The 18572-nt window shown below is 70.6% G+C and carries 15 protein-coding genes; 5 read left to right on the forward strand and 10 right to left on the reverse strand.

Annotated features, from left to right (window positions below; genetic code table 11):
* Positions 1-27 precede the first annotated feature (27 nt).
* Complete coding sequence (purF, locus tag AC16DP_RS04415; protein WP_483956635.1) at positions 28-1422, reverse strand: amidophosphoribosyltransferase; 1395 nt, start codon at positions 1420-1422, stop codon at positions 28-30.
* Positions 1423-1568: 146 nt separating this feature from the next.
* Between purF and AC16DP_RS04420 the strand changes: the two genes are divergently transcribed.
* Complete coding sequence (locus AC16DP_RS04420; RefSeq protein ID WP_329730271.1) at positions 1569-2873, forward strand: hypothetical protein; 1305 nt, start codon at positions 1569-1571, stop codon at positions 2871-2873.
* A 9-nt stretch (positions 2874-2882) separates the two neighbouring features.
* On the opposite strand, the gene yhbY is transcribed toward AC16DP_RS04420, so the two are convergent.
* Genes yhbY through AC16DP_RS04435 form a run of 3 tightly spaced genes read right to left on the reverse strand, consistent with a single transcriptional unit; the run spans position 2883 to position 6596 of the window.
* Positions 2883-3182, reverse strand: a complete 300-nt coding sequence (yhbY, locus tag AC16DP_RS04425; protein ID WP_329730270.1) for a ribosome assembly RNA-binding protein YhbY — start codon at positions 3180-3182, stop codon at positions 2883-2885.
* A gap of 54 nt (positions 3183-3236) precedes the next feature.
* Positions 3237-5729 (reverse strand): J domain-containing protein, encoded by a 2493-nt coding sequence (locus AC16DP_RS04430; RefSeq protein WP_329730269.1) that lies wholly within the window; start codon positions 5727-5729, stop codon positions 3237-3239.
* A gap of 57 nt (positions 5730-5786) precedes the next feature.
* Positions 5787-6596 carry a hypothetical protein gene (locus AC16DP_RS04435; RefSeq protein ID WP_329730268.1) on the reverse strand — a complete coding sequence of 270 codons (810 nt, stop codon included), beginning with the start codon at positions 6594-6596 and terminating at the stop codon, positions 5787-5789.
* Between the two features lie 87 nt (positions 6597-6683).
* On the opposite strand from AC16DP_RS04435, the gene AC16DP_RS04440 reads away from it, so the two are divergent.
* Positions 6684-7451, forward strand: coding sequence for a TSUP family transporter (locus AC16DP_RS04440; protein WP_329730267.1), 768 nt, complete (start codon positions 6684-6686; stop codon positions 7449-7451).
* 6 nt (positions 7452-7457) lie between these two features.
* Here AC16DP_RS04440 and AC16DP_RS04445 read toward each other — a convergent pair whose 3' ends face one another.
* The 3 genes from AC16DP_RS04445 to AC16DP_RS04455 form a co-directional block, all read right to left on the reverse strand.
* A complete protein-coding gene (locus AC16DP_RS04445) occupies positions 7458-7973 on the reverse strand; it encodes a YfbM family protein (RefSeq protein WP_329730266.1) in 516 nt (171 codons plus the stop codon).
* A gap of 201 nt (positions 7974-8174) precedes the next feature.
* Positions 8175-9734, reverse strand: coding sequence for a DUF6178 family protein (locus AC16DP_RS04450; RefSeq protein ID WP_329730265.1), 1560 nt, complete (start codon positions 9732-9734; stop codon positions 8175-8177).
* An 83-nt stretch (positions 9735-9817) separates the two neighbouring features.
* Entirely contained in the window at positions 9818-10420 is a 603-nt protein-coding gene (locus AC16DP_RS04455) for a TetR/AcrR family transcriptional regulator (RefSeq protein WP_329730264.1), read from the reverse strand.
* A 280-nt stretch (positions 10421-10700) separates the two neighbouring features.
* On the opposite strand from AC16DP_RS04455, the gene AC16DP_RS04460 reads away from it, so the two are divergent.
* Genes AC16DP_RS04460 through meaB form a run of 3 tightly spaced genes read left to right on the forward strand, consistent with a single transcriptional unit; the run spans position 10701 to position 15777 of the window.
* Complete coding sequence (locus AC16DP_RS04460) at positions 10701-12608, forward strand: methylmalonyl-CoA mutase family protein (protein ID WP_329730263.1); 1908 nt, start codon at positions 10701-10703, stop codon at positions 12606-12608.
* Positions 12608-14797 (forward strand): methylmalonyl-CoA mutase, encoded by a 2190-nt coding sequence (gene scpA, locus AC16DP_RS04465; protein ID WP_329730262.1) that lies wholly within the window; start codon positions 12608-12610, stop codon positions 14795-14797. Before AC16DP_RS04460 ends, scpA begins: the two co-directional genes overlap by 1 nt.
* On the forward strand, positions 14794-15777 hold the full coding sequence (meaB, locus tag AC16DP_RS04470; RefSeq protein WP_329730261.1) for a methylmalonyl Co-A mutase-associated GTPase MeaB: 984 nt from the start codon (positions 14794-14796) through the stop codon (positions 15775-15777). The genes scpA and meaB overlap by 4 nt, the downstream gene beginning before the upstream one ends.
* 40 nt (positions 15778-15817) lie before the next feature.
* Here the strand turns inward: meaB and AC16DP_RS04475 are convergent, their stop codons facing one another.
* From AC16DP_RS04475 to AC16DP_RS04485, 3 genes are read right to left on the reverse strand one after another with little or no spacing between them, the layout of a single operon-like run.
* Complete coding sequence (locus AC16DP_RS04475; RefSeq protein ID WP_329730260.1) at positions 15818-16327, reverse strand: biotin/lipoyl-containing protein; 510 nt, start codon at positions 16325-16327, stop codon at positions 15818-15820.
* Positions 16328-16348: 21 nt separating this feature from the next.
* Positions 16349-17863 (reverse strand): acetyl-CoA carboxylase biotin carboxylase subunit, encoded by a 1515-nt coding sequence (accC, locus tag AC16DP_RS04480; RefSeq protein WP_329730259.1) that lies wholly within the window; start codon positions 17861-17863, stop codon positions 16349-16351.
* A 39-nt stretch (positions 17864-17902) separates the two neighbouring features.
* Positions 17903-18526, reverse strand: a complete 624-nt coding sequence (locus AC16DP_RS04485; RefSeq protein WP_329730258.1) for a hypothetical protein — start codon at positions 18524-18526, stop codon at positions 17903-17905.
* Between the last annotated feature and the right edge of the window lie 46 nt (positions 18527-18572).

The following is an 18572-nucleotide window of genomic DNA, read 5'->3' on the forward strand; positions in this document are numbered from 1 at the left end:
CCCGCCCCGTTCAGGGGCGGGTGCGGCTCAGGCGCTGGCGAGCTTCGGGCTGGACTCGGCTGAGGGGGCACTCGGATTGAGGTTGCCCGTCAGGTACTTGCCGGAGAAGCAGGCCGTGCAGAAGGTGGTGCGCTCCTTGTCTCCCACCGCGCTGCCCAGGCCCTCCATGGAGATGTAGCCCAGCGTGTCCGCCGTCACGTAGCGGGCGATCTCCTCCACGCTGTGGCTGGAGGCGATCAGCTCCTGCCGGCTCGGCGTGTCGATGCCGTAGTAGCAGGGCCACTGCGTGGGCGGAGACGAGATGCGCAGGTGCACCTCCAACGCTCCGGCCGCCTTGAGCATCTTCACGATTTTGCGGCTCGTGGTGCCGCGCACGATGGAGTCGTCCACCACCACCACGCGCTTGCCCTTGAGCACCTGGCGCACCGCCGACAGCTTCAGCTTCACGCCGAAGTGGCGGATGGACTGCTGCGGCTCGATGAAGGTGCGGCCCACGTAGTGGCTGCGGATGAGGCCCACGTCGTACGGAATGCCGCTCGCCTGCGCGTAGCCGATCGCCGCCGGCACGCCCGAGTCCGGCACCGCGATGACCAGGTCCGCTCCGGGCGCCGGCTGCTCCCTGGCCAGCTGCCGCCCCATCTCCTTGCGCGTCTCGTACACGCTCGTGCCGAACAGCACCGAGTCCGGCTTGGCGAAGTACACGTGCTCGAAGATGCACCGGCCCAGCCGCGTGGGCGGGAAGGGCTGGCTGGCGTGCAGGCCCGTCTCGTCGATGACCACCATCTCTCCGGCCTCGAGCTCCCGCAGGAACTCCGCCTCGATGAGATCCAACGCCGTCGTCTCGCTGGCCAGCACCCAGCTGTTCTTCAGCATGCCGAGCACCAGCGGCCGGAAGCCGTTCGGGTCCCTCACCGCCACCAGCTTCTTGTCGGTGAGGAAGAGGATGCTGTAGGCGCCCTTCACCTTGGAGAGGGCCTCGACGACCTTCTGCTCGAAGGTGGGCTGCTTGGAGCGGGCGATGAGGTGGATGACCACCTCGGTGTCCGAGTCCGACTGGAAGATGGCGCCGTCGGCCTCGAGCTGGTGGCGCAGCTCCTGCGCGTTGACGAGGTTGCCGTTGTGGGCCACCGCCAGCTGCCCGCCCACGTACTCCACCGTGAGGGGCTGGGCGTTCTTGAGCTGGCTGACGCCCGCCGTGGAGTAGCGCACGTGGCCGATGGCCGCGCTGCCCGGCAGCTTCTCCAGCACCGGCGCGGTGAAGATGTCCGCCACGAGCCCCATCTCGCGATGGGCCCGGAGGCCATGGCCGTCCGTGGCGACGATGCCCGCGGACTCCTGCCCACGATGCTGCAGGGCATGCAGGCCGAGGTACGTCAGGTTGGACGCCTCTGGGTTACCAACGATTCCGAAGATCCCACACATGCCGCGAGCCTTACCCCCTTCGGGTGCCGAACGGAACTGGAGAACGGCGGCCTCGTCCGGGGGATTCCGGGAGGGGGGTGGGGAAAGGGCAGGCAGGCGGAGATTCACCTGGAATTCACCATCTGGAGGTAGGCTTCCCTCCCTGGATGTCCTCGCGCTTCCGGCGCTGGCTGCGCCACCTGCTTCCCCTGTTGATTCTCACCGTGGGCTCGGCGTACGCCCTCGCGTCCTGGAACTGGTGCGGGCGGTGGAACGAGCGCGCACCCCTGGTACTCGAGCAGGCGAGGGCCGAGGGTCCCCTGAAGGCCGGGGCGGCGAAGGTGCCGCTGGCTCCGCCCTATCCCGTGGTGGTGGCCGGTTATGGGCCTCCCCGCCCCGAGGCCAGCCAGGCGGACACCCCACCCCAGGCGCGGGCCGTGGTGCTGGCCGCCGGGGACGTGAAGGTGGGGCTGGTGTCGCTGGAGCTGCTGCTGGTGCCCGACGAGCTGGTGGCGGCGGTGCGCGAGCGGGCCGCGGGCCTGGGGCTCCCGCACGTGGTGGTGGTGGCCACGCACGCGCACTCGTCCTTCGGAGGCTATGACTCGCGGCTGGTGTCCCAATTGGTGGGCACCGGGCGCTTCCGGAAGGCGGCACTGGAGGCGGCGGTGGCCGGGGCCACCGAGGCGCTGCGTCAGTCGGTGGCGCGGCTCGCGGACGTCACGTTGGAGGTGGGCGAGGCGAAGGAGCCGGGCCTGGTGCGCTCGCGCTCGGGAGGCGATGCCCCGGATGGAGCGCTCACCCACGCGGTGCTGAGAAGCGCGGCGGGGCCGGTGGCGGAGCTGCTGGTGTTCGCCGCGCACCCCACGGTGGTGCCGAGGAAGCGGGACTTCGTGGACCCGGACTGGCCGGGGCGGCTGAGCCAGCTGCGCGAGGAGCGGGGTGGGGTGGCGCTGGTGCTGCAGGGGGCCGCGGGCAACGCGTCGGTGGCCTTCGACGAGGGCGAGGGCGTGGAGAAGGCGCTGGGGTACGCGCGGGCCGTGGCGGGACTGGCCGAGCGCACGGCGCCGGTGGCGGCCGGGAGCCCGAGGCTGGCCTTCGCGCGGGTGGAGGTGGCGCTGCCGAGGCCGGACGCCTCGCGGCTGGTGCCGTCATACTCGCGCGCGGCGGGGGACAACTTCCTGTGCGCCTCGTCCTCGCGGACGGCGGAGGTGGGGGCGCTGACGCTCGGGCCGCTGGAGCTGCTGATGCTGCCGGGCGAGCCCACGGTGGGCGCGGGTGCGGCGCTGGTGCGGCGCACGGGGGCCACGGGCGTGCTGGGGCTGGCGGACGGTTACGTGGGCTACGTGGAGACGCCGGAGCGGGTGGAGGCGCGCGAGGGCGAGTCGCGCCGCCAGTACTTCGGCCCCGCCCTGCTGGAACGCCTGGGCACGGGGGCGGATGAGGCCGCCCGGGCCGCGGGCTTCACTCGCTGAGCGGACCGCTCAGATCTTCTCGAGCTTCTCGAACTGCGAGTCCTCGTCCCGCTTCTTGAAGAGCAGGGCGGTGCGGCCCAGGAGCTGGGCCAGCTCGGAGCCCGTGCCCTCGGCGAGCTTCTTGGCGGCCTCGTGGCGGTCCTCCGGGCCCTCGTTGATCTTCACCTTGATGAGCTCGTGGTCGTGCAGCGCCTGCTCGACGGCGGCGATGACGCCCTCGGTGACGCCCGACTGGCCCACGATGACCACCGGCTCCAGGTGGTGTCCCAGCCCGCGGAGGTGGCGGCGCTGTTTTCCGGTCAACGGCAAGATGCTTCTCCTCGTGTAGGGGAGCGCTCGGCGGCGCTCCCGGGGTGGCGCACCCTACTTCTTTTGGGACGCCATGCGGATCTCCCGCTGCGCGTCGATGTGATTGGGCTGCACCTCCACCGTCTTCTGGAAGTGCTTGAGCGCGCCGTGGTTGTCACCACATAGCTTGGCGATGACTCCCAGGAAATAGTGCCCCGAGGCCACCTTGTCGTTTTGCTTCAGACACTGCTGGATGTCCTTGTAGGCCTCGGCGTAGCCCGCCTTCTTGTCCTCGAAGGTGAAGAAGCGGGCGTAGCCGCGCCAGGCGAAGAACTCGGGCTCCTCGGGGTTGAGCTGGATGGCCTCGTCGAGCAGTTTGGCGGCGTCGGCGAACTTGCGGGCCTTGATGTAGATGCCGGCCTTGCGGAAGAACTCCTCGCTCTTGAGGATGGCCTCCACGTCCACCTGGGCCGGCGTGCTGCCGCCGGTCTTGAGATCCTCGAGGTACGCGGCGCGGCTCTTGTCGTCCGAGAGCGCGCGGTAGGCGTCGCCGATGTAGGCGAAGATGTCGGCCTTGAGCTTCTCCAGCTCGGGAGGCGCACCGGGAGGCAGCGTGTCCGGGTGGTACTGCTTGGCCAGCTTGAAGTAGGCGATCTTCACCGCCGGGCCGTTGGTGTCCACGCCCAGGCCCAGGCGCTCGAAGTGGTTCTGCTCCTTCATCTTCGCGGCGAGCTCGCGGAGCGTGGGAATCTCGGCCGCGCCCGGTGCGGAGCCAGGGGCCGCGGCGGGAGCGGAGGCAGGAGCCGGGGCGGCCGGTTTCGCCGCGGGCGGAGCGGCGGCGGCGGGCGCGGCCGGTTTCGCGGCGGGAGGAGGCGGGGCGGGCTTGGCCACCGGGGCCTGAGGTGCCGCCGGACGGGGCGCGGTGGCCTGGGGGGTGGCGCCGGCCTGGGCGACCCCTGGCGCCGTGGCCGCGCGGGCGGCCTGGGGTGCGGCGGCGGGAGGCGCGGCCGGCTTGGCGGCGGGAGCCACGGGAGGCACCGTCTTGGCGGCCGGAGCCACGGGAGGCGCCGTCTTGGCGGCCGGAGCCACGGGAGGCGCCGTCTTGGCGGCCGGAGCCACGGGAGGCGCGGTCTTGGCGGCGGGCTGCGGGGCGGCCGGGGCGTTCGCCTGCGTGGGAGGGGGAGCCGCCACGCGCGGGGCCACGGCCGCGAAGGACACCCCATCGAGCTCCTTGAGGAGGAACACGAGGCGCAGCAGGTGCTCGGCGTCCTGGGGAATGTCGTTGAGGAGCTGGCCGGTGGAGCGCACCCCGTCGATGAGGGCGAGCACGCGCACCTCGTGAGGGGTGAGGCGCAGGTCACCGGTGGCCACGCGGCCGTTGGCCTTCATCACCGGCAGGGGGAGCACGGGCTGGAGCCGGCGGCGGAGGTCCGCGCTGGGCATGCGGCGCACGAGATCGCTCAGCACGGCCCACTTGTTGCCCAGGGGCATGGCCTTGGCGGCGGGCAGCTCCCTGGGCTCGAAGGTGAAGGAGCCGGACTCGGCGCGCAGGCCCTTGAGGAGGATGGCCTGGGCGCGGTGGGCGAGCTGGGTGAAGGCGGAGGCGGGCTGGAGGAGCCCCAGGCCGAAGAGGGCCGCGAGCAGCTCTCCGCCGAAGCGGCCGCGGGCGGCCTCGGCCTGCTGGAGCTGCTCGGCGGTGGCGAGCTTCGCCTGGAGGAGCCAGGTGCCCAGCGTGTCCTCGGGGTGGGAGGAGTCGATGAACTCGGGGTTGCCCTTGCGGAAGTGGATGCTGACGGCGCAGTCGGCGAGGGTGAGCGTGAGCAGGCCCGTGTGGTTGCCGGCGGCGATGAGGCCGTAGAGGCGCACGGGCGAGTGCGTCTCGATCGTCCCACTGGCGGGAGGTGGCTCCTCCGGGGTGGAGACCGAGGGGACGGAGACCGAGGGCCGCGCGACGGCCGGTGCGGGAGCGGCGGCCGCCGCGGGAGGCACGCCCGGAGCCTGGGCCGCGGGCTGTGCGGGTGCACCGGGCGCCACGGGGGCAGGCGGGCGGGCGGCGGGGGTTGCCACGGGCACACCGGCACCGGGGACGGGAGGCCGGGTCATGGCGGGGCCGGCGCCAGGCACACCGGGAGCGGGCGGCCGGGCGACGGCACCGGGGCCCGCGGGGGGCACGGAGACGGGAGGCCGGGTGATGCCGGGGCCCGCGATGGGCACACCGGCACCGGCGACGGGAGGACGGGTGACCGCGGGGCCCGCGACAGGCACACCGGCACCGGCGACGGGCGGCCTCGTGACGGCACGAGGCGGCGCGGCGGGCGCACCGGGCGGGGCCGCGGGCACACTTGGACCGGGGGGAACGACGTCGCCCCACGTCTCGCGGGGGAACGAGTCGCGCAGGTGCGGGAAGCGCCCGGGGAAGGCGAAGTTGATGCCGTCCTCGGACACCTGGAGCTTGCCCTGGATGATGCCGTTATCGATCAGCAACTCGATGGTTGGCAGGGCGAGCGGACCCCAGATGGTCCCCTGTTCGTTCCGCACGAAGTATTGCCGGACTTCTCCCTCCGCCATCTCGGATGTCGCTCCTTGTGTGCCTGGGGGCACCCTAACCCGGACCCAACGCCTCCGCTACGGAGCCTCCAACGAGGCCAGCCCGATGAGGCTCAGGCAGGCCGGGTCCGCGTCCTGAGCGCTCGGTGGGTCGAAGCAATACACCTCTGTATCGAACACCTTGCACAGGCCCTTGGGGGTGGCCGCGCAGGACACCTTGGAATAGGCCTTGGTGCAGCCGTAGCCGCACACCGGTTGGCCGTCGCTCAACTGGCACTGCAGGGCCGGCAGGTTCTTGCCATAGGCGCAGAGCACCTCGGCGGGCGGGTCGAAGCAGGTGAGCTGGAGACCATCGCTCTTGCAGGCGCCCGCGGGCGTCCTGTTGCACGCCACCTTCCCGGCGCCCAGGGTGCACTTGTAGCCGCACGCGCTCTCCACGCCGTTGCTGCGGCACTCGGCGCGAGGCGTGTCCTTGCCATGAACGGCGTACACCTCGGGGGGCGGATCGAAACAGACGATCTCGTCATTGCGTCCGACACAAATACCCGCGGGAGTGCGCGCGCACTTCACCTTGCCGGGTTGCGTGGCGCAGTTGTAGCCGCAGGCCACCTGTCCGTCGATGACCTTGCAATCGGGCTCGGGCAGGGCGCTGCCGTAGATGCGGACGATGTGGGGCGGAGGGTCGAAGCAGATGGCCTGACCATCCAGGACCTGGCAGGTGCCCTGGGGCGTCTGCGCGCACTGCACGCGCCGCCCGTCCGACTTGCACTGGTAGCCACACGCCACGTGCCCGTCGATGGAGCGGCAGGTGGGCCCCTTGGGGTCCACGGGCGCGGGCGGGGCGGACAGCAGCACGAGGGTCATCACGGAGACGAGGGAGGCGAGCACGGAAGGACCTCGGCGGGGGGGCTTGGCCCCGAATTGACGCCCAGAGTCGTCGCGCACGCAAGCTTTGGACGTGGTAGGTGGCCGCTCGTGGAAGTCAGCGCGCTCGAAATCGTCCTGTTGTGTATCGCGGCCCTCACGGCGGGTGTGGTGGATGCCATCGCCGGGGGAGGAGGGCTCGTGACGCTGCCCGCTCTGCTGACGACCGGCCTGCCGCCGCACGTGGTGCTGGGGACCAACAAGGGACAGTCGGTGTTCGGCGCGTTCGCGGCGCTGGTGCGCTTCTATCGGGCGGGGCTGCTGAACCGGCAGCTCGCGACGGTCACCTTTCCGCTGGGGCTGGTGGGCTCGTTCCTCGGCGCGGGGCTGGTGTTGCTGATGCGCCCCGAGGTCCTCAAGCCGGTGGTGCTCGCGCTGTTGGTGATCGTCGCGGCCTTCCTGGCCTTCCGCCGGGGGCCGCCGCCGGGCGAGCGGCCCGAGCCTCCCCGCAACCGCCTGCTGTCGCTGGGAGCGATCATCGCGCTGCTCATCGGCACCTATGACGGCTTCTTCGGGCCGGGGACGGGCACGTTCCTCATCATCGCCTTCTCGGGGCTGCTGGGGCACGGGCTGACGAAGGCCTCGGCGGACGCGAAGGTGGTGAACTTCGCCTCCAACCTCGCGGCGGTGAGCCTCTTCGCCTACCGCGGCCTGGTGCTCTGGTACGTGGCCCTGCCCATGGCCGCGGCGCAGTTCACCGGCGGGTGGATTGGCGCGCACCTGGCCGTGCGGGGCGGCGACAAGCTGGTGCGCAAGGTGGTGCTGCTGGTGGTGACGGCGCTCGTCCTCAAGCTGGGCCGCGACGTCTTCGCCGGGTGAGCCCGCTCAGCCGATGAACACCAGCAGCCCGTGGCCGCGCCTGGCCACGGCGGCCGTGAACTTCTTCAGCTCCTCGAAGAAGGAGAAGAGCTCCTCTTCGGGGTCGAGGTCGGGCGGCGGCTCCTCCCAGAAGCCCGGATAGATGTCCTCTTCCTGCAGGCGCGCGGGATCATAGCGCTTGCGCAGCGTGTCCTCGGAGAGCGCGCCGAGCGCCTTGGAGAGGGTCTTCACCTGGTCCGGCGTGAAGACGCGAGCGGTGCCCTCGTCCGAGGGGATGTCTCCCACGTCCTGGCCTCCGCGCACCAGGAAGTCCAGTGGCGCCTTGCCCTCCCAGGCCGTGCCCGTCATCAGGTACTGCAGGCCGTGCCAGGTCTCACCGATGTCGAGGTCCAGGAAGCGCGAGCCCTCCGCGTCCTCGAAGTCCTCCTCGTCGTCGATGAACTCCTCGAGCTTGTCGGGGTGCTCGAGCAGCTTCTGGCGCTGGGTGTCCGTCAGGCTGCGAAGGGTACAGAGCATCTCCATCCGTTTCTCCTGCCCGGGTCACGGGGGCGGCGACCTTACCAGTGGTTCGCAACCCCTCGAAAGTATCGAGCCCGCGCCCGGGGGTCCGCCGAAGCACCGCGCGCGTGATGCTCATGGACCCCATCCTCTGGAGCAACGGCTGGCCCTCGATGCCCGAGGCGCCGTCCATCACGTCGCGGCCCATGCCGTAGGCGCGGTGCTTCACCGGGAGGGCGGCGCGAGCAGCTCTCCCACCCGCCGCCGCGCCTCCTCCACCTGCTCCCGCGTGGCGAGGAAGGCCCCGTTGAACGCGGGGCACTCGTCCACGAGCTCCCGCATCGCGGCGAACGCCGCCTTCGAGAGGAAGGGAGCGAGGTGCACCCATCGTTTGCGAGAGGCCCAGGGCTTGCCGGCCGCGATGTCCCGAGCGAGCTCGGCACGGGCCCTCGCGGCCTCTCCGCGCCCCGCGGGCACCTGGCGGGCGAGCGCGGCGTCGAAGGCGCAGGCGCTCCGCATCACCACGTCCTCGTGGAGCAACCACCACCCCTGGCCGAACGCGGGAACGAGCCCCTCCCGGAGCAGGACGCCGCCGATGCGAGAAGCATCCGCTCCGGCTTCCGGGTGCGCTTCCAGCCCGAGGTTGCACGTGGCGATGGCCACCTGCGCCGCCTCCAGTGCGCGCAAGGGGCGGCCCGCATGGACGCAGCCGGAGAGCAGCACGTTCGACAGGTAGCCCAGGTCCTGCATGCACCGCGCGAGGGCCTCGGGCGATTCACCCTGGAGCCAGGCCAGCGCCTCCCGGAGGACCCTGGCCGAGGCGTACGGGTGGGTGCCGCCGCCCTCGCCGAGCAGGGCCACCGGGGGCCGCGGGGTCAGCACCTCCGCCTCCTGGAGGAGGTGGAGCAGGGGCATGGTGGATGCCGCGGCCTGGGCGGGCCGTACGCCATCCACCTGGGCGGGCGGAGTCCGTGTGGCCTCGCGCTGAGCCCGGGCGTAGCCGCGGGTGATGGGGTCGTCTCCCACGCGCCCGGACCTGGCGAGTCCCAGGAAGGCCGCCGCATCCGTGGGGGCGACGAAGCCCTCGCGCTCGCGCCGCTCCTCCCGCGCCTGGGACACGTCCGCTTCGAGCTGCTCGGCCGTGGTGAGGACCGCGTACAGCCCACCGTTGTCCTCGATGAACTCGGAGGCCTGATGGCAGCAGCGCTCGAGCAGACGCACGAGGAGCTCATGGTGTGCCTCGTCGAGCGCCACGAGCACCGAGAGCACCGCGTCCCACGACTCGGGCCGGCGGGCGATGAGCAGGAACCGGTCCAGCTCATGGCTGAGGCTGCTCTCCAGCGCCTTGTCCACGAGGGACTCGTCCTCCTGGGCTTCGTTCGAGCGCATGCGTTCGAGCGTCAGCGCATCCAGGTCCAGCACCAGGAGCTGCCCGGACAGCGCGAAGGTGACGAAGTCCTCGTCCATCTCCGCGAGCCGGGCCGCCGCGCGATCCGCCCCCATCTCGAGCATCACCTCCAGCCAGAGGCCGAAGCGCTCCGTGTCGAAGCGCTCCTCCTGGCCGGGGCGGGTGCTGTGCCACAGGTCCTCGTCGAAGATGCGGGCCAGTTGCTGCGTCGTGGCGAGAGCCACCAGCTCTCCCGCGTCCTCCAGCCCGACGTGGTGGATGAGGCGCGTCAGGGCGGGGACTGGCAGTTGCTGGAGGGCCGAGACCTGCTCCGGGCTCTCCAAGATGCGGTACATCAGCGATCGGGTGTCCACCCCCCTGCTCAGCGAGTTCGTCACGAGTGCCTCTCCTTCATGAGTGAACGGATGATTCATTTTTGATGGACGCGAGGACGCGCGGGTGGGCCCGGCTCCTCGCCTGCTCAGGACTCGAAGAGCGCCGCGAGTCCGGTCAGGTGGTATCGGGAGAGCGCCTCCACCGCCTCGCGGATGGCGTGCTCCTCCTCGAAGTGACGGAGGATGCGCCCCAGCGATGTGACGTAGTTCCGGTACAGCTCCTCGAGCGCGAAGCGCGTGGGTGGGGAGGGCCGGGCGTGGAAGTGGGAGGTGGCGGACTCGAGCAGGAACTGGACGAGCTTGTCCGCGAAGTGCTCATGCGGGGTGCCCTCGGAGCTGGAGAGCAGCACGACGACGCGCAGCCGGTTGCCCAGGCTGAAGGCGAGCGCCTCCTCGGAGATGAGGCGATAGGGGGCGCCGGGCTCCAGCTTCCGGAGGTCCTTCACGCCCCGGGCCGCCTCCACGCGCTGCCGCAGGAGCCGCTGGAAGGTGGTGACGAACGAGTCGGGGACGGCGGCCTCGTAGAGGGCGTTCTTGTTCTCGAAGTAACGGTAGATGTTGCCGGTGGACACCCGGGCGGCCGAGGCGATCTCCGCCATGCTGGCGCTCCGGAAGCCCTTGCGGGCGAACACCTCCAGCGCGGCCGCCAGGATGGCCTCGTGGACCTCGTCCTTGAGGTATTGCGCCATCGCCCACCTCCGCCATCAGTGAATGGGTCATTCACTATTATGGCCCGGCCCGGGTGGATGCAAGCGGCGGAGGGGCAGCCGGGCGGGCCAGCGGGAGTGCCGACAAATGTTGACCCAGCGCGTCGAGCGTGCCCGGCTCGTCGAAGAACGTAGAAAAATGGTGCGCATAAGAAGGATAGGACGGCTCACGAGGCCCCGTTGCCCCATGGGCGGATTGGACCTAAGAGGCAACCGGCCCCGCTCGTGAGCCAGGCCCCCGCCACCGATTCGAGGACGCTGCATGTCGCAAACCCCTCTGCACATCGCCCAGGATTTTCCGCCCACCTCGGTCGAGGAGTGGCGTCGCCTCGTGGACAAGGACCTGAAGGGAAAGCCCTTCACGTCGCTCCAGTCCGCGCTCGAAGGGGGCCTCTCGCTCCAGCCGCTGTACACGCGGGAGGACGCGGGCCCGGCCGCTCCGCCCGAGCCGCCGGGCGTCGCTCCCTTCGTTCGTGGGACGCAGGCTCTCGGCCTGACCGAGGGCGGCTGGCTCGTCTGCCAGGAGTACAGCGAGCCCGACGTGGCCACCGCCGCCGAGGCCATCCGCGTTGATCTCGACCGGGGCGTCCTGGGCGTGTGGCTTTGCCTCGGCGAGACCCAGGGCATCCGCGTGCGGAATGCCGCGGACCTGGAGCGCCTGCTCGCCTCCGTCGCGCTCTCCAGGACACCCGTCCACCTCGAGCCCGAGGAGAACCCACTGTCCGCGGCGGCGCTCCTGCTCGACGTGGCCGAGCGCACCCGGACCCCGCGCGAGAGCCTCCAGGGTTGCCTCGGGGTGGACCCGCTTGGTGTCCTGGCTCGCACGGGCGCGCTGCGGAACGGGCTCCAGGCGGTCTTCACCGAAGCGGCTTCGCTCGTCACGTCCACGCGCAAGGGCTCTCCGGGGCTGCGCGCGCTGCTCGTCTCGACGCGGGCCTACGCCGACGCGGGCGCCACGTCCGTGCACGAGCTGGCCTGGGCCATTGCCACCGGCGTGGAGTACCTGCGGGGGCTCGAGCGTGCCGGCGTCTCGCCCGAGGACGCGGCCCGCTCCCTCCAGTTCTCGTTCTCGGTGGGCAGCCAGTTCTTCCCGGAGATCGCCAAGCTGCGTGCGGCGCGGCTGCTGTGGGCCAAGGCCGTCGCGGCCTCGGGTGGCTCTCCGGAGGCACAGGCCATGGTGCTCCACGCGCGCACGGCGGCCGCCACCAAGTCTCGGCGGGACCCCTGGGTGAACATGCTGCGGTCCACCTCCGAGTCCTTCGCGGCCGTCGTCGGTGGAGCGGACAGCATCACCACGTCGCCCTTCGACGAGGCGATCGGGCTGCCCGACGAGTTCTCCCGCCGCGTCGCCCGCAACACGCAGCTCATCCTGCGCGATGAGTCGAGCCTGAACCGCGTCGCGGATCCCGCGGGCGGCAGCTACTACATCGAGCAGCTCACCCGCGACATGGCCCGCGCCGCCTGGACCGAGCTGCGGCGCATCGAGGCGCTCGGCGGCATGACGGCCGCGCTCGTGCAGGGTGACATTGCCCGGGTGCTCGCGGAGACGGTCGCGGCCCGCAACAAGGCCATCCGTACGCGCCGCCTGCCCATCGTGGGCGTGAGCGAGTTCCCGAACCTCGACGAGCAGTCCGTGAGCAGGACGCCCCGTGCGTCCGAGGCCGCGAGCCCCGCTTCGGCTGGGCCCGTCGAGCTGCGGATGACGCCGCTGCGTCCGGTGCGTCTGGCGGATGCCTTCGAGTCGCTGCGCGATGCCAGTGACCGCTACCTCGCGGCGCATGGGCATCGTCCCCGGGCGTTCATGGCCAATCTCGGCACGGTGGCGGAGCACACGGCCCGTGCGACGTGGATCGCCAATGCGCTGGCCGCGGGAGGCATCGAGCCGGTGCAGCACCATGGCTTCACCGATGTGGCGCAGGCCGCTTCGCTCATCGCGGCTGCCGGGGCCCGGTTGGTGGTGCTCTCCGGTCCGGATGCGATGTACCCGGAGTGGGTGCCCGCGCTGACCGCGGCCCTGAAGCAGCAGGGCGGACGAATCGTGGCCGTCGCGGGCCGCCCCGGTGAGCACGAGGCGGCGTTCCGGGCGGCGGGGGTCGACCTGTTCATCTTCGCGGGTGGCGACCTGTTCGAGACCTTGTCTTCGCTGCACAAGCAGCTCGGAGTGTCCTGATGCGCAGCAACGTGCCGAACTTCGCGGAGATCGACTTCGACGCCCCCGAGACGCTCTCGCCCGCGTCCACGCGCGACTCGCTGCGGCAGCGCGCTCACGAGAGCACCCAGCGCGCCGACCCCTGGCTCACCCCCGAGGGCATTCCCGTCAAGCCCGTGTTCTCCGCCGAGGATCTCCAGGGCGTCGAGCACCTCGGGACGATGCCGGGCCTGCCGCCCTTCGTCCGGGGCCCGTACTCGACGATGTACGTGCAGCAGCCGTGGACCGTCCGGCAGTACGCCGGCTTCTCCACGGCCGAGGCCTCCAACGCCTTCTACCGCCGCAACCTCGCGGCCGGTCAGAAGGGCCTCTCCATCGCCTTCGATCTCGCCACGCACCGGGGTTACGACAGTGACCACCCGCGCGTGACGGGTGACGTGGGCATGGCGGGCGTGGCCATCGACTCCATCAAGGACATGCGCATCCTGTTCGATCGCATCCCGCTCGATCAGATGAGCGTGTCGATGACGATGAACGGCGCGGTGCTGCCCATCCTCGCGCTCTACGTGGTCGCGGCCGAGGAGCAGGGCGTGCGTCCCGAGCAGCTCAGCGGAACCATCCAGAACGACATCCTCAAGGAGTTCATGGTCCGCAACACGTACATCTACCCGCCCGGGCCCTCGATGCGCATCATCGGGGACATCTTCCGCTTCACGGCGGAGAAGATGCCGCGCTTCAACAGCATCAGCATCAGCGGCTACCACATGCAGGAGGCCGGGGCGACGCAGGACCTGGAGCTCGCGTACACGCTCGCCGACGGAGTGGAGTACGTGCGCACGGGACTCGCGGCCGGGCTGGGCGTGGATGACTTCGCGCCGCGCCTGTCGTTCTTCTGGGCCATCGGCATGAACTTCTTCATGGAGGTGGCGAAGATGCGCGCGGCCCGGATGCTCTGGGCCAGGCTCATCAAGGGCTTCAACCCGAAGAGCACCAAGAGCATGGCGCTGCGTACGCATAGCCAGACCTCGGGCTGGAGCCTCACCGCACAGGACGTGTTCAACAACGTGGTCCGCACGTGCATCGAGGCCATGGCGGCCACCCAGGGCCACACGCAGAGCCTCCACACCAACTCGCTCGACGAGGCCATCGCGCTGCCCACGGACTTCAGCGCGCGCATCGCCCGCAACACGCAGCTCTATCTCCAGATGGAGAGCGGCACCACGCGGGTGATCGACCCGTGGGGCGGCAGCTACTACGTCGAGCGGCTCACCCATGAGCTCGCCCAGAAGGCGTGGGCGCACATCCAGGAGGTCGAGGCACTCGGAGGCATGACCAAGGCCATCGAGAAGGGTCTGCCCAAGCTGCGCATCGAGGAGGCCGCCGCGCGGACGCAGGCGCGCATCGACTCGGGCCGTCAGGCCATCATCGGCGTGAACAAGTACCCGCTCGAGCGCGAGGAGTCCCTGGAGATCCTCAAGGTGGACAACACCGCGGTGCGCGAGGCGCAGATCGCGCGGCTGCGCGATCTGCGCGCCGAGCGCAACCCGAGCGACGTGAAGCAGAAGCTCGAGGCGCTCACGCAGGCCGCCCAGCGCAACGAGGGCAACCTGCTCGCGCTGGCGATCGACGCGGCGCGCGCCAAGGCCACCGTGGGGGAGATCAGCGAGGCGCTGGAGAAGGTCTTCGGGCGCTACGAGGCCACCGTGCGAAGCATCTCAGGGGTGTATTCCAGCGAAGCGGGCAAGGACGCGCAGGGCATCACCCAGGCGCGCGAGAAGGCGGATGACTTCCTGGCGAAGCACGGACGGCGTCCGCGCATCCTCATCGCGAAGATGGGCCAGGACGGCCACGACCGCGGGCAGAAGGTCATCGCGACCGCGTTCGCGGATCTCGGCTTCGACGTGGACATCGGTCCGCTCTTCCAGACGCCCGAGGAGTCCGCCCGCCAGGCCGTCGAGAACGACGTGCACATGGTGGGTGCGAGCTCGCTCGCCGCGGGTCACCTGACGCTGGTTCCCCAGCTGAAGAAGGCGCTCCGGGAGCTGGGCCGCGAGGACATCATGGTGGTGGTGGGCGGCGTGATTCCCACCCAGGACTACGAGGCCCTGCGAGAGGCCGGTGCCGCGGCGATCTTCGGCCCGGGCACGGTCATCGCGAAGGCGGCCATCGAGCTGCTGGACAAGCTCGACGCCGCGCTGGGGGATGCTTGAAGCCTCTGCCGGTCGAGGCGTACGTCGAGGGCGTCCGCGCGAACGAGCGGGCCATGCTCGCCCGCGCCATCACGCTCATCGAGAGCGAGCACCCCAAGCACGAGGCCCTCGCGCAGGAGGTGCTCACGCGGCTGCTGCCCTACACGGGTGGGGCGCTGCGCGTGGGCATCAGCGGCGTGCCGGGAGTGGGGAAGAGCACGTTCATCGACGCGCTCGGGATGCACCTGGTGGGGCTGGGCAAGAGGGTGGCGGTGCTCGCGATTGACCCTTCGAGCACGGTCTCGGGCGGGAGCATCCTGGGCGACAAGACGCGGATGGCGCGGCTGTCGCGCGAGAGCCTCGCGTACATCCGGCCCAGTCCCTCCAGCGGAACCCTGGGAGGCGTGGCCCGGAAGACGCGCGAGACGCTGCTGCTGTGCGAGGCCGCGGGCTTCGATGTGGTGCTGGTGGAGACGGTGGGGGTCGGCCAGTCGGAGACGGTGGTGGCCGACATGGTGGACTTCTACCTGGTGCTCATGCTGGCGGGAGCCGGGGACGAGCTGCAGGGCATCAAGCGCGGCATCCTCGAGATCGCGGACATGATCGCGATCAACAAGGCGGACGGAGACAACGCGATCCGCGCGGAGCGGGCGCGGTCCGAGTATCGTGCGGCGCTGCACCTGATGCGCCCGGGAGCGGAGCCCGAGGTGACGACCTGCAGCGCGCTGGAGAACACGAACATCGAGCGCGTGTGGTCGTCGGTCGAGAAGCGCCTGGAGACCCAGCGGGCCTCGGGCGAGCTGGAGAAGCGCCGGAGGGTGCAGCAGGTCCAGTGGATGTGGTCGATGATCGAGGACGGACTGCGCGCCGCCCTGCATGCGCATCCGGGTGTGGCCGAGCTCGGGCCTACGTTGGAGCACGACGTACGGGAGGGCCGTGCGACTCCCACGCTGGCCGCACGGCGCATCCTGGGGACCTTTCTCTCGGGTCCCCGGAGCTGATCACTGCCCCCTCTCCCGGAGGGAGAGGGGAAATAGGGTCCTACTCGACCACCACGAGCTTCGCGTTGATCTCCACCGCGGTGCCTTCCTTGGCTGGCAGCTCCACCACCTTGCCGGCCTTGGGGCTCTTCAGCTCGTTCTCCATCTTCATGGCCTCGATGACGACCAGGCCCTGACCTTCCTTCACCTCGTCGCCCTGCTTCACGAGCACCTTCACCACCTTGCCGGGCATGGGGGCGGAGATGACCTGCTTGCCCTCCACCGAGAAGCCCCCCGTGGCCGCGCGCAGCCGCAGCCGCCGCTCGTCCGCCACGTCGATGCGCGTCACCTGCCCACGCACCGATACCTGCACCTCGTCGCCCTGCTCGTCGAACTCGACGCTGTAGGAGGTTCCATCCACCAGCATGGACACCGCGCCGTGGTCCAGCGTCAGCGCGTCCACCACGAACGTCTTGCCGTTGTGCGTGAGCTTGAAGCGATTCTCTCCGGCCGGCTCGATGTCCACCGGCACCGCTTCCTTCTGTCCCTGCAGCTTCGCGAAGTAACGCATTGGAATCGGTTCCCCGTGGAGTTAGCGCCCGCGGCGGCTCGCCAGCCGCCACGCCGAGATGCCGCCCTTGCCGCCCTCGGACGGCGCCTGGGTCAGCGTCTTCGCCTTCTTCTGATCTCTCTGGTACGCGTACACCACGCTCGCCAGCAGCGCGGCCTCCGTCAGCTGCGGATCCTCGCCCTTGCCCAGCAGCGTCTCGTGCTCGCGCGTCAGGAAGCTCGTGTCGTAGTCGCCCTCGACGAACTCCGGGTGCGAGACGATCGCCTTCAGGTAGCGCACGTTCGTGGTGATTCCCTTCACCACGTACTCGGTCAGCGCGCGCTTCGCCCGCTCGATGGCCTCGCGCCGCGTGGGAGCCCACACGGACAGCTTGGAGATCATCGGGTCATACGTGTTGGGCACCGTGTACCCGGGGAACACGCCCGAGTCGTCGCGCAGGTACGGGCCTCCCGGCACGCGCAGGTAGTTGATGCGGCCCGGGCTCGGCATGAAGTTGCGCGCCGGGTCCTCCGCGTACACGCGCACCTCGATGGAGTGCCCGTTGGGCTTCGGCGCCTCGGTGTACGGGAGCTTCTCGCCCTCGGCGACCTTGATCTGCCAGGCCACCAGGTCCAGTCCCGTCACCCACTCCGTCACCGGGTGCTCCACCTGGAGGCGGGTGTTCATCTCCAGGAAGTAGAAGTTGCGGTGCACGTCCACGAGGAACTCCACCGTGCCCGCGCCCACGTAGCCCACCGCCTTGGCGGCCTTCACCGCCACCTCGCCCATCTTCGCCCGCAGCTCCGGCGTCAGGATGGGGCTGGGCGTCTCCTCCACCACCTTCTGGTGGCGCCGCTGCGCCGAGCACTCGCGCTCGTTGAGGTGGATGGTGTTGCCGTACTGGTCGGCGAACACCTGGATCTCCACGTGGTGCGGCTTCTCGAGGTACTTCTCGATGTAGACGGCGTCGTTGCCGAAGGCGTTCATCGCCTCGCTCTTGGCGGCGCGCCACGAGGACTCGAAGTCCTCCATCCGCTCCACCTTGCGCATGCCCTTGCCGCCGCCACCACCGGCCGCCTTGAGCATCACCGGCACGCCGATCTTCTCGGCGTAGGCGCGGGCCTCCTCGACGGTGGGGATGGGCTCGGCGGTGCCGGGGACGACGGGCACGCCGGCCTTGATCATGTTCTGGCGGGCGCGCGTCTTCTCGCCCATGGCGTCCATGGCGCTGGCGGGCGGGCCGATGAAGATGATGCCGGCCTTCTCGCACGCGCGCACGAAGGACGCGTTCTCCGAGAGGAAGCCGTAGCCGGGGTGGATGGCGTCCGCGCCGGCCTTCTTGGCGGCCTCCAGAATCCGCTCCTGCACGAGGTAGCTCTCGCGCGAGGGCGGCGGGCCCACCAGGAAGGCCTGGTCGGCGGTACGGACGTGCAGGGCGGAGCGGTCCGCCTCGGAGTAGACCGCCACCGTGGCGATGCCGAGCTCCTTGCAGGTGCGCATCACCCGGACGGCGATCTCGCCCCGATTGGCGACGAGGATTTTGCGGATCTTGGCCATGGGCGCTCCCTTTAGCACAGGGGAGCGCATGCCCAGCCACTACTTGCGGTGGCTGAGGTACTGCTCCATCAGCCGGCGCGCCTCGGCCAGCTTGGCGTCGACGAAACGGTCATCCTCGTCCGGCTCGGGCGGAGGAGGCGGCTGCTCCTGGCGGCGCGGCTTGCCCGTGGGGGCCGGGGCGTGGGGGTCGTCGTTGCCGAAGTCCACCGCGGCGGCGAGCAGGTTGCGGGCCGTCGCTCCACCGTCGAGCAGGCGGCCGAGCAGGGGCGCCTCGACGCCCAGCCAGCGGGCGGTCTGACGCACCACGTCGATGTACTCGCCCTCGAGGGAGCGGGAGGGACGGCCGGGCTCGCTCAGGGAGGCGCGGCCATAGCTGCCGGCCTTGTCGGTGTAGAGGCCCACGGCCTGGTCGCGGAAGTCACGGGCCACGGAACGGACGAGGGAATCGAGGTGGTCCTCGGGGACGGCCTTGCCGCCCGAGGGGACCAGCTTCAGCTCGGCCACGCGCCAGCCGGCATCGGCGAGCGAGGTGGCGGACTCGACCCAGCGGACCTCCGGCGGAGGGACGTTGGCGGCCTCACAGGCCCGGGTGAGCGTCTGGCGCAGGGCGGCGAGGTTGCCTTCGATGTCGGCGAGGAAGAGAACGAGGCGGGGTTGAGACAAAAGGGGGCTCCTTATGTGGTGCGTCCCTTCAAAGCCTGAACGCCCC

It is taken from the genome of Archangium sp. (genome assembly GCF_057119385.1).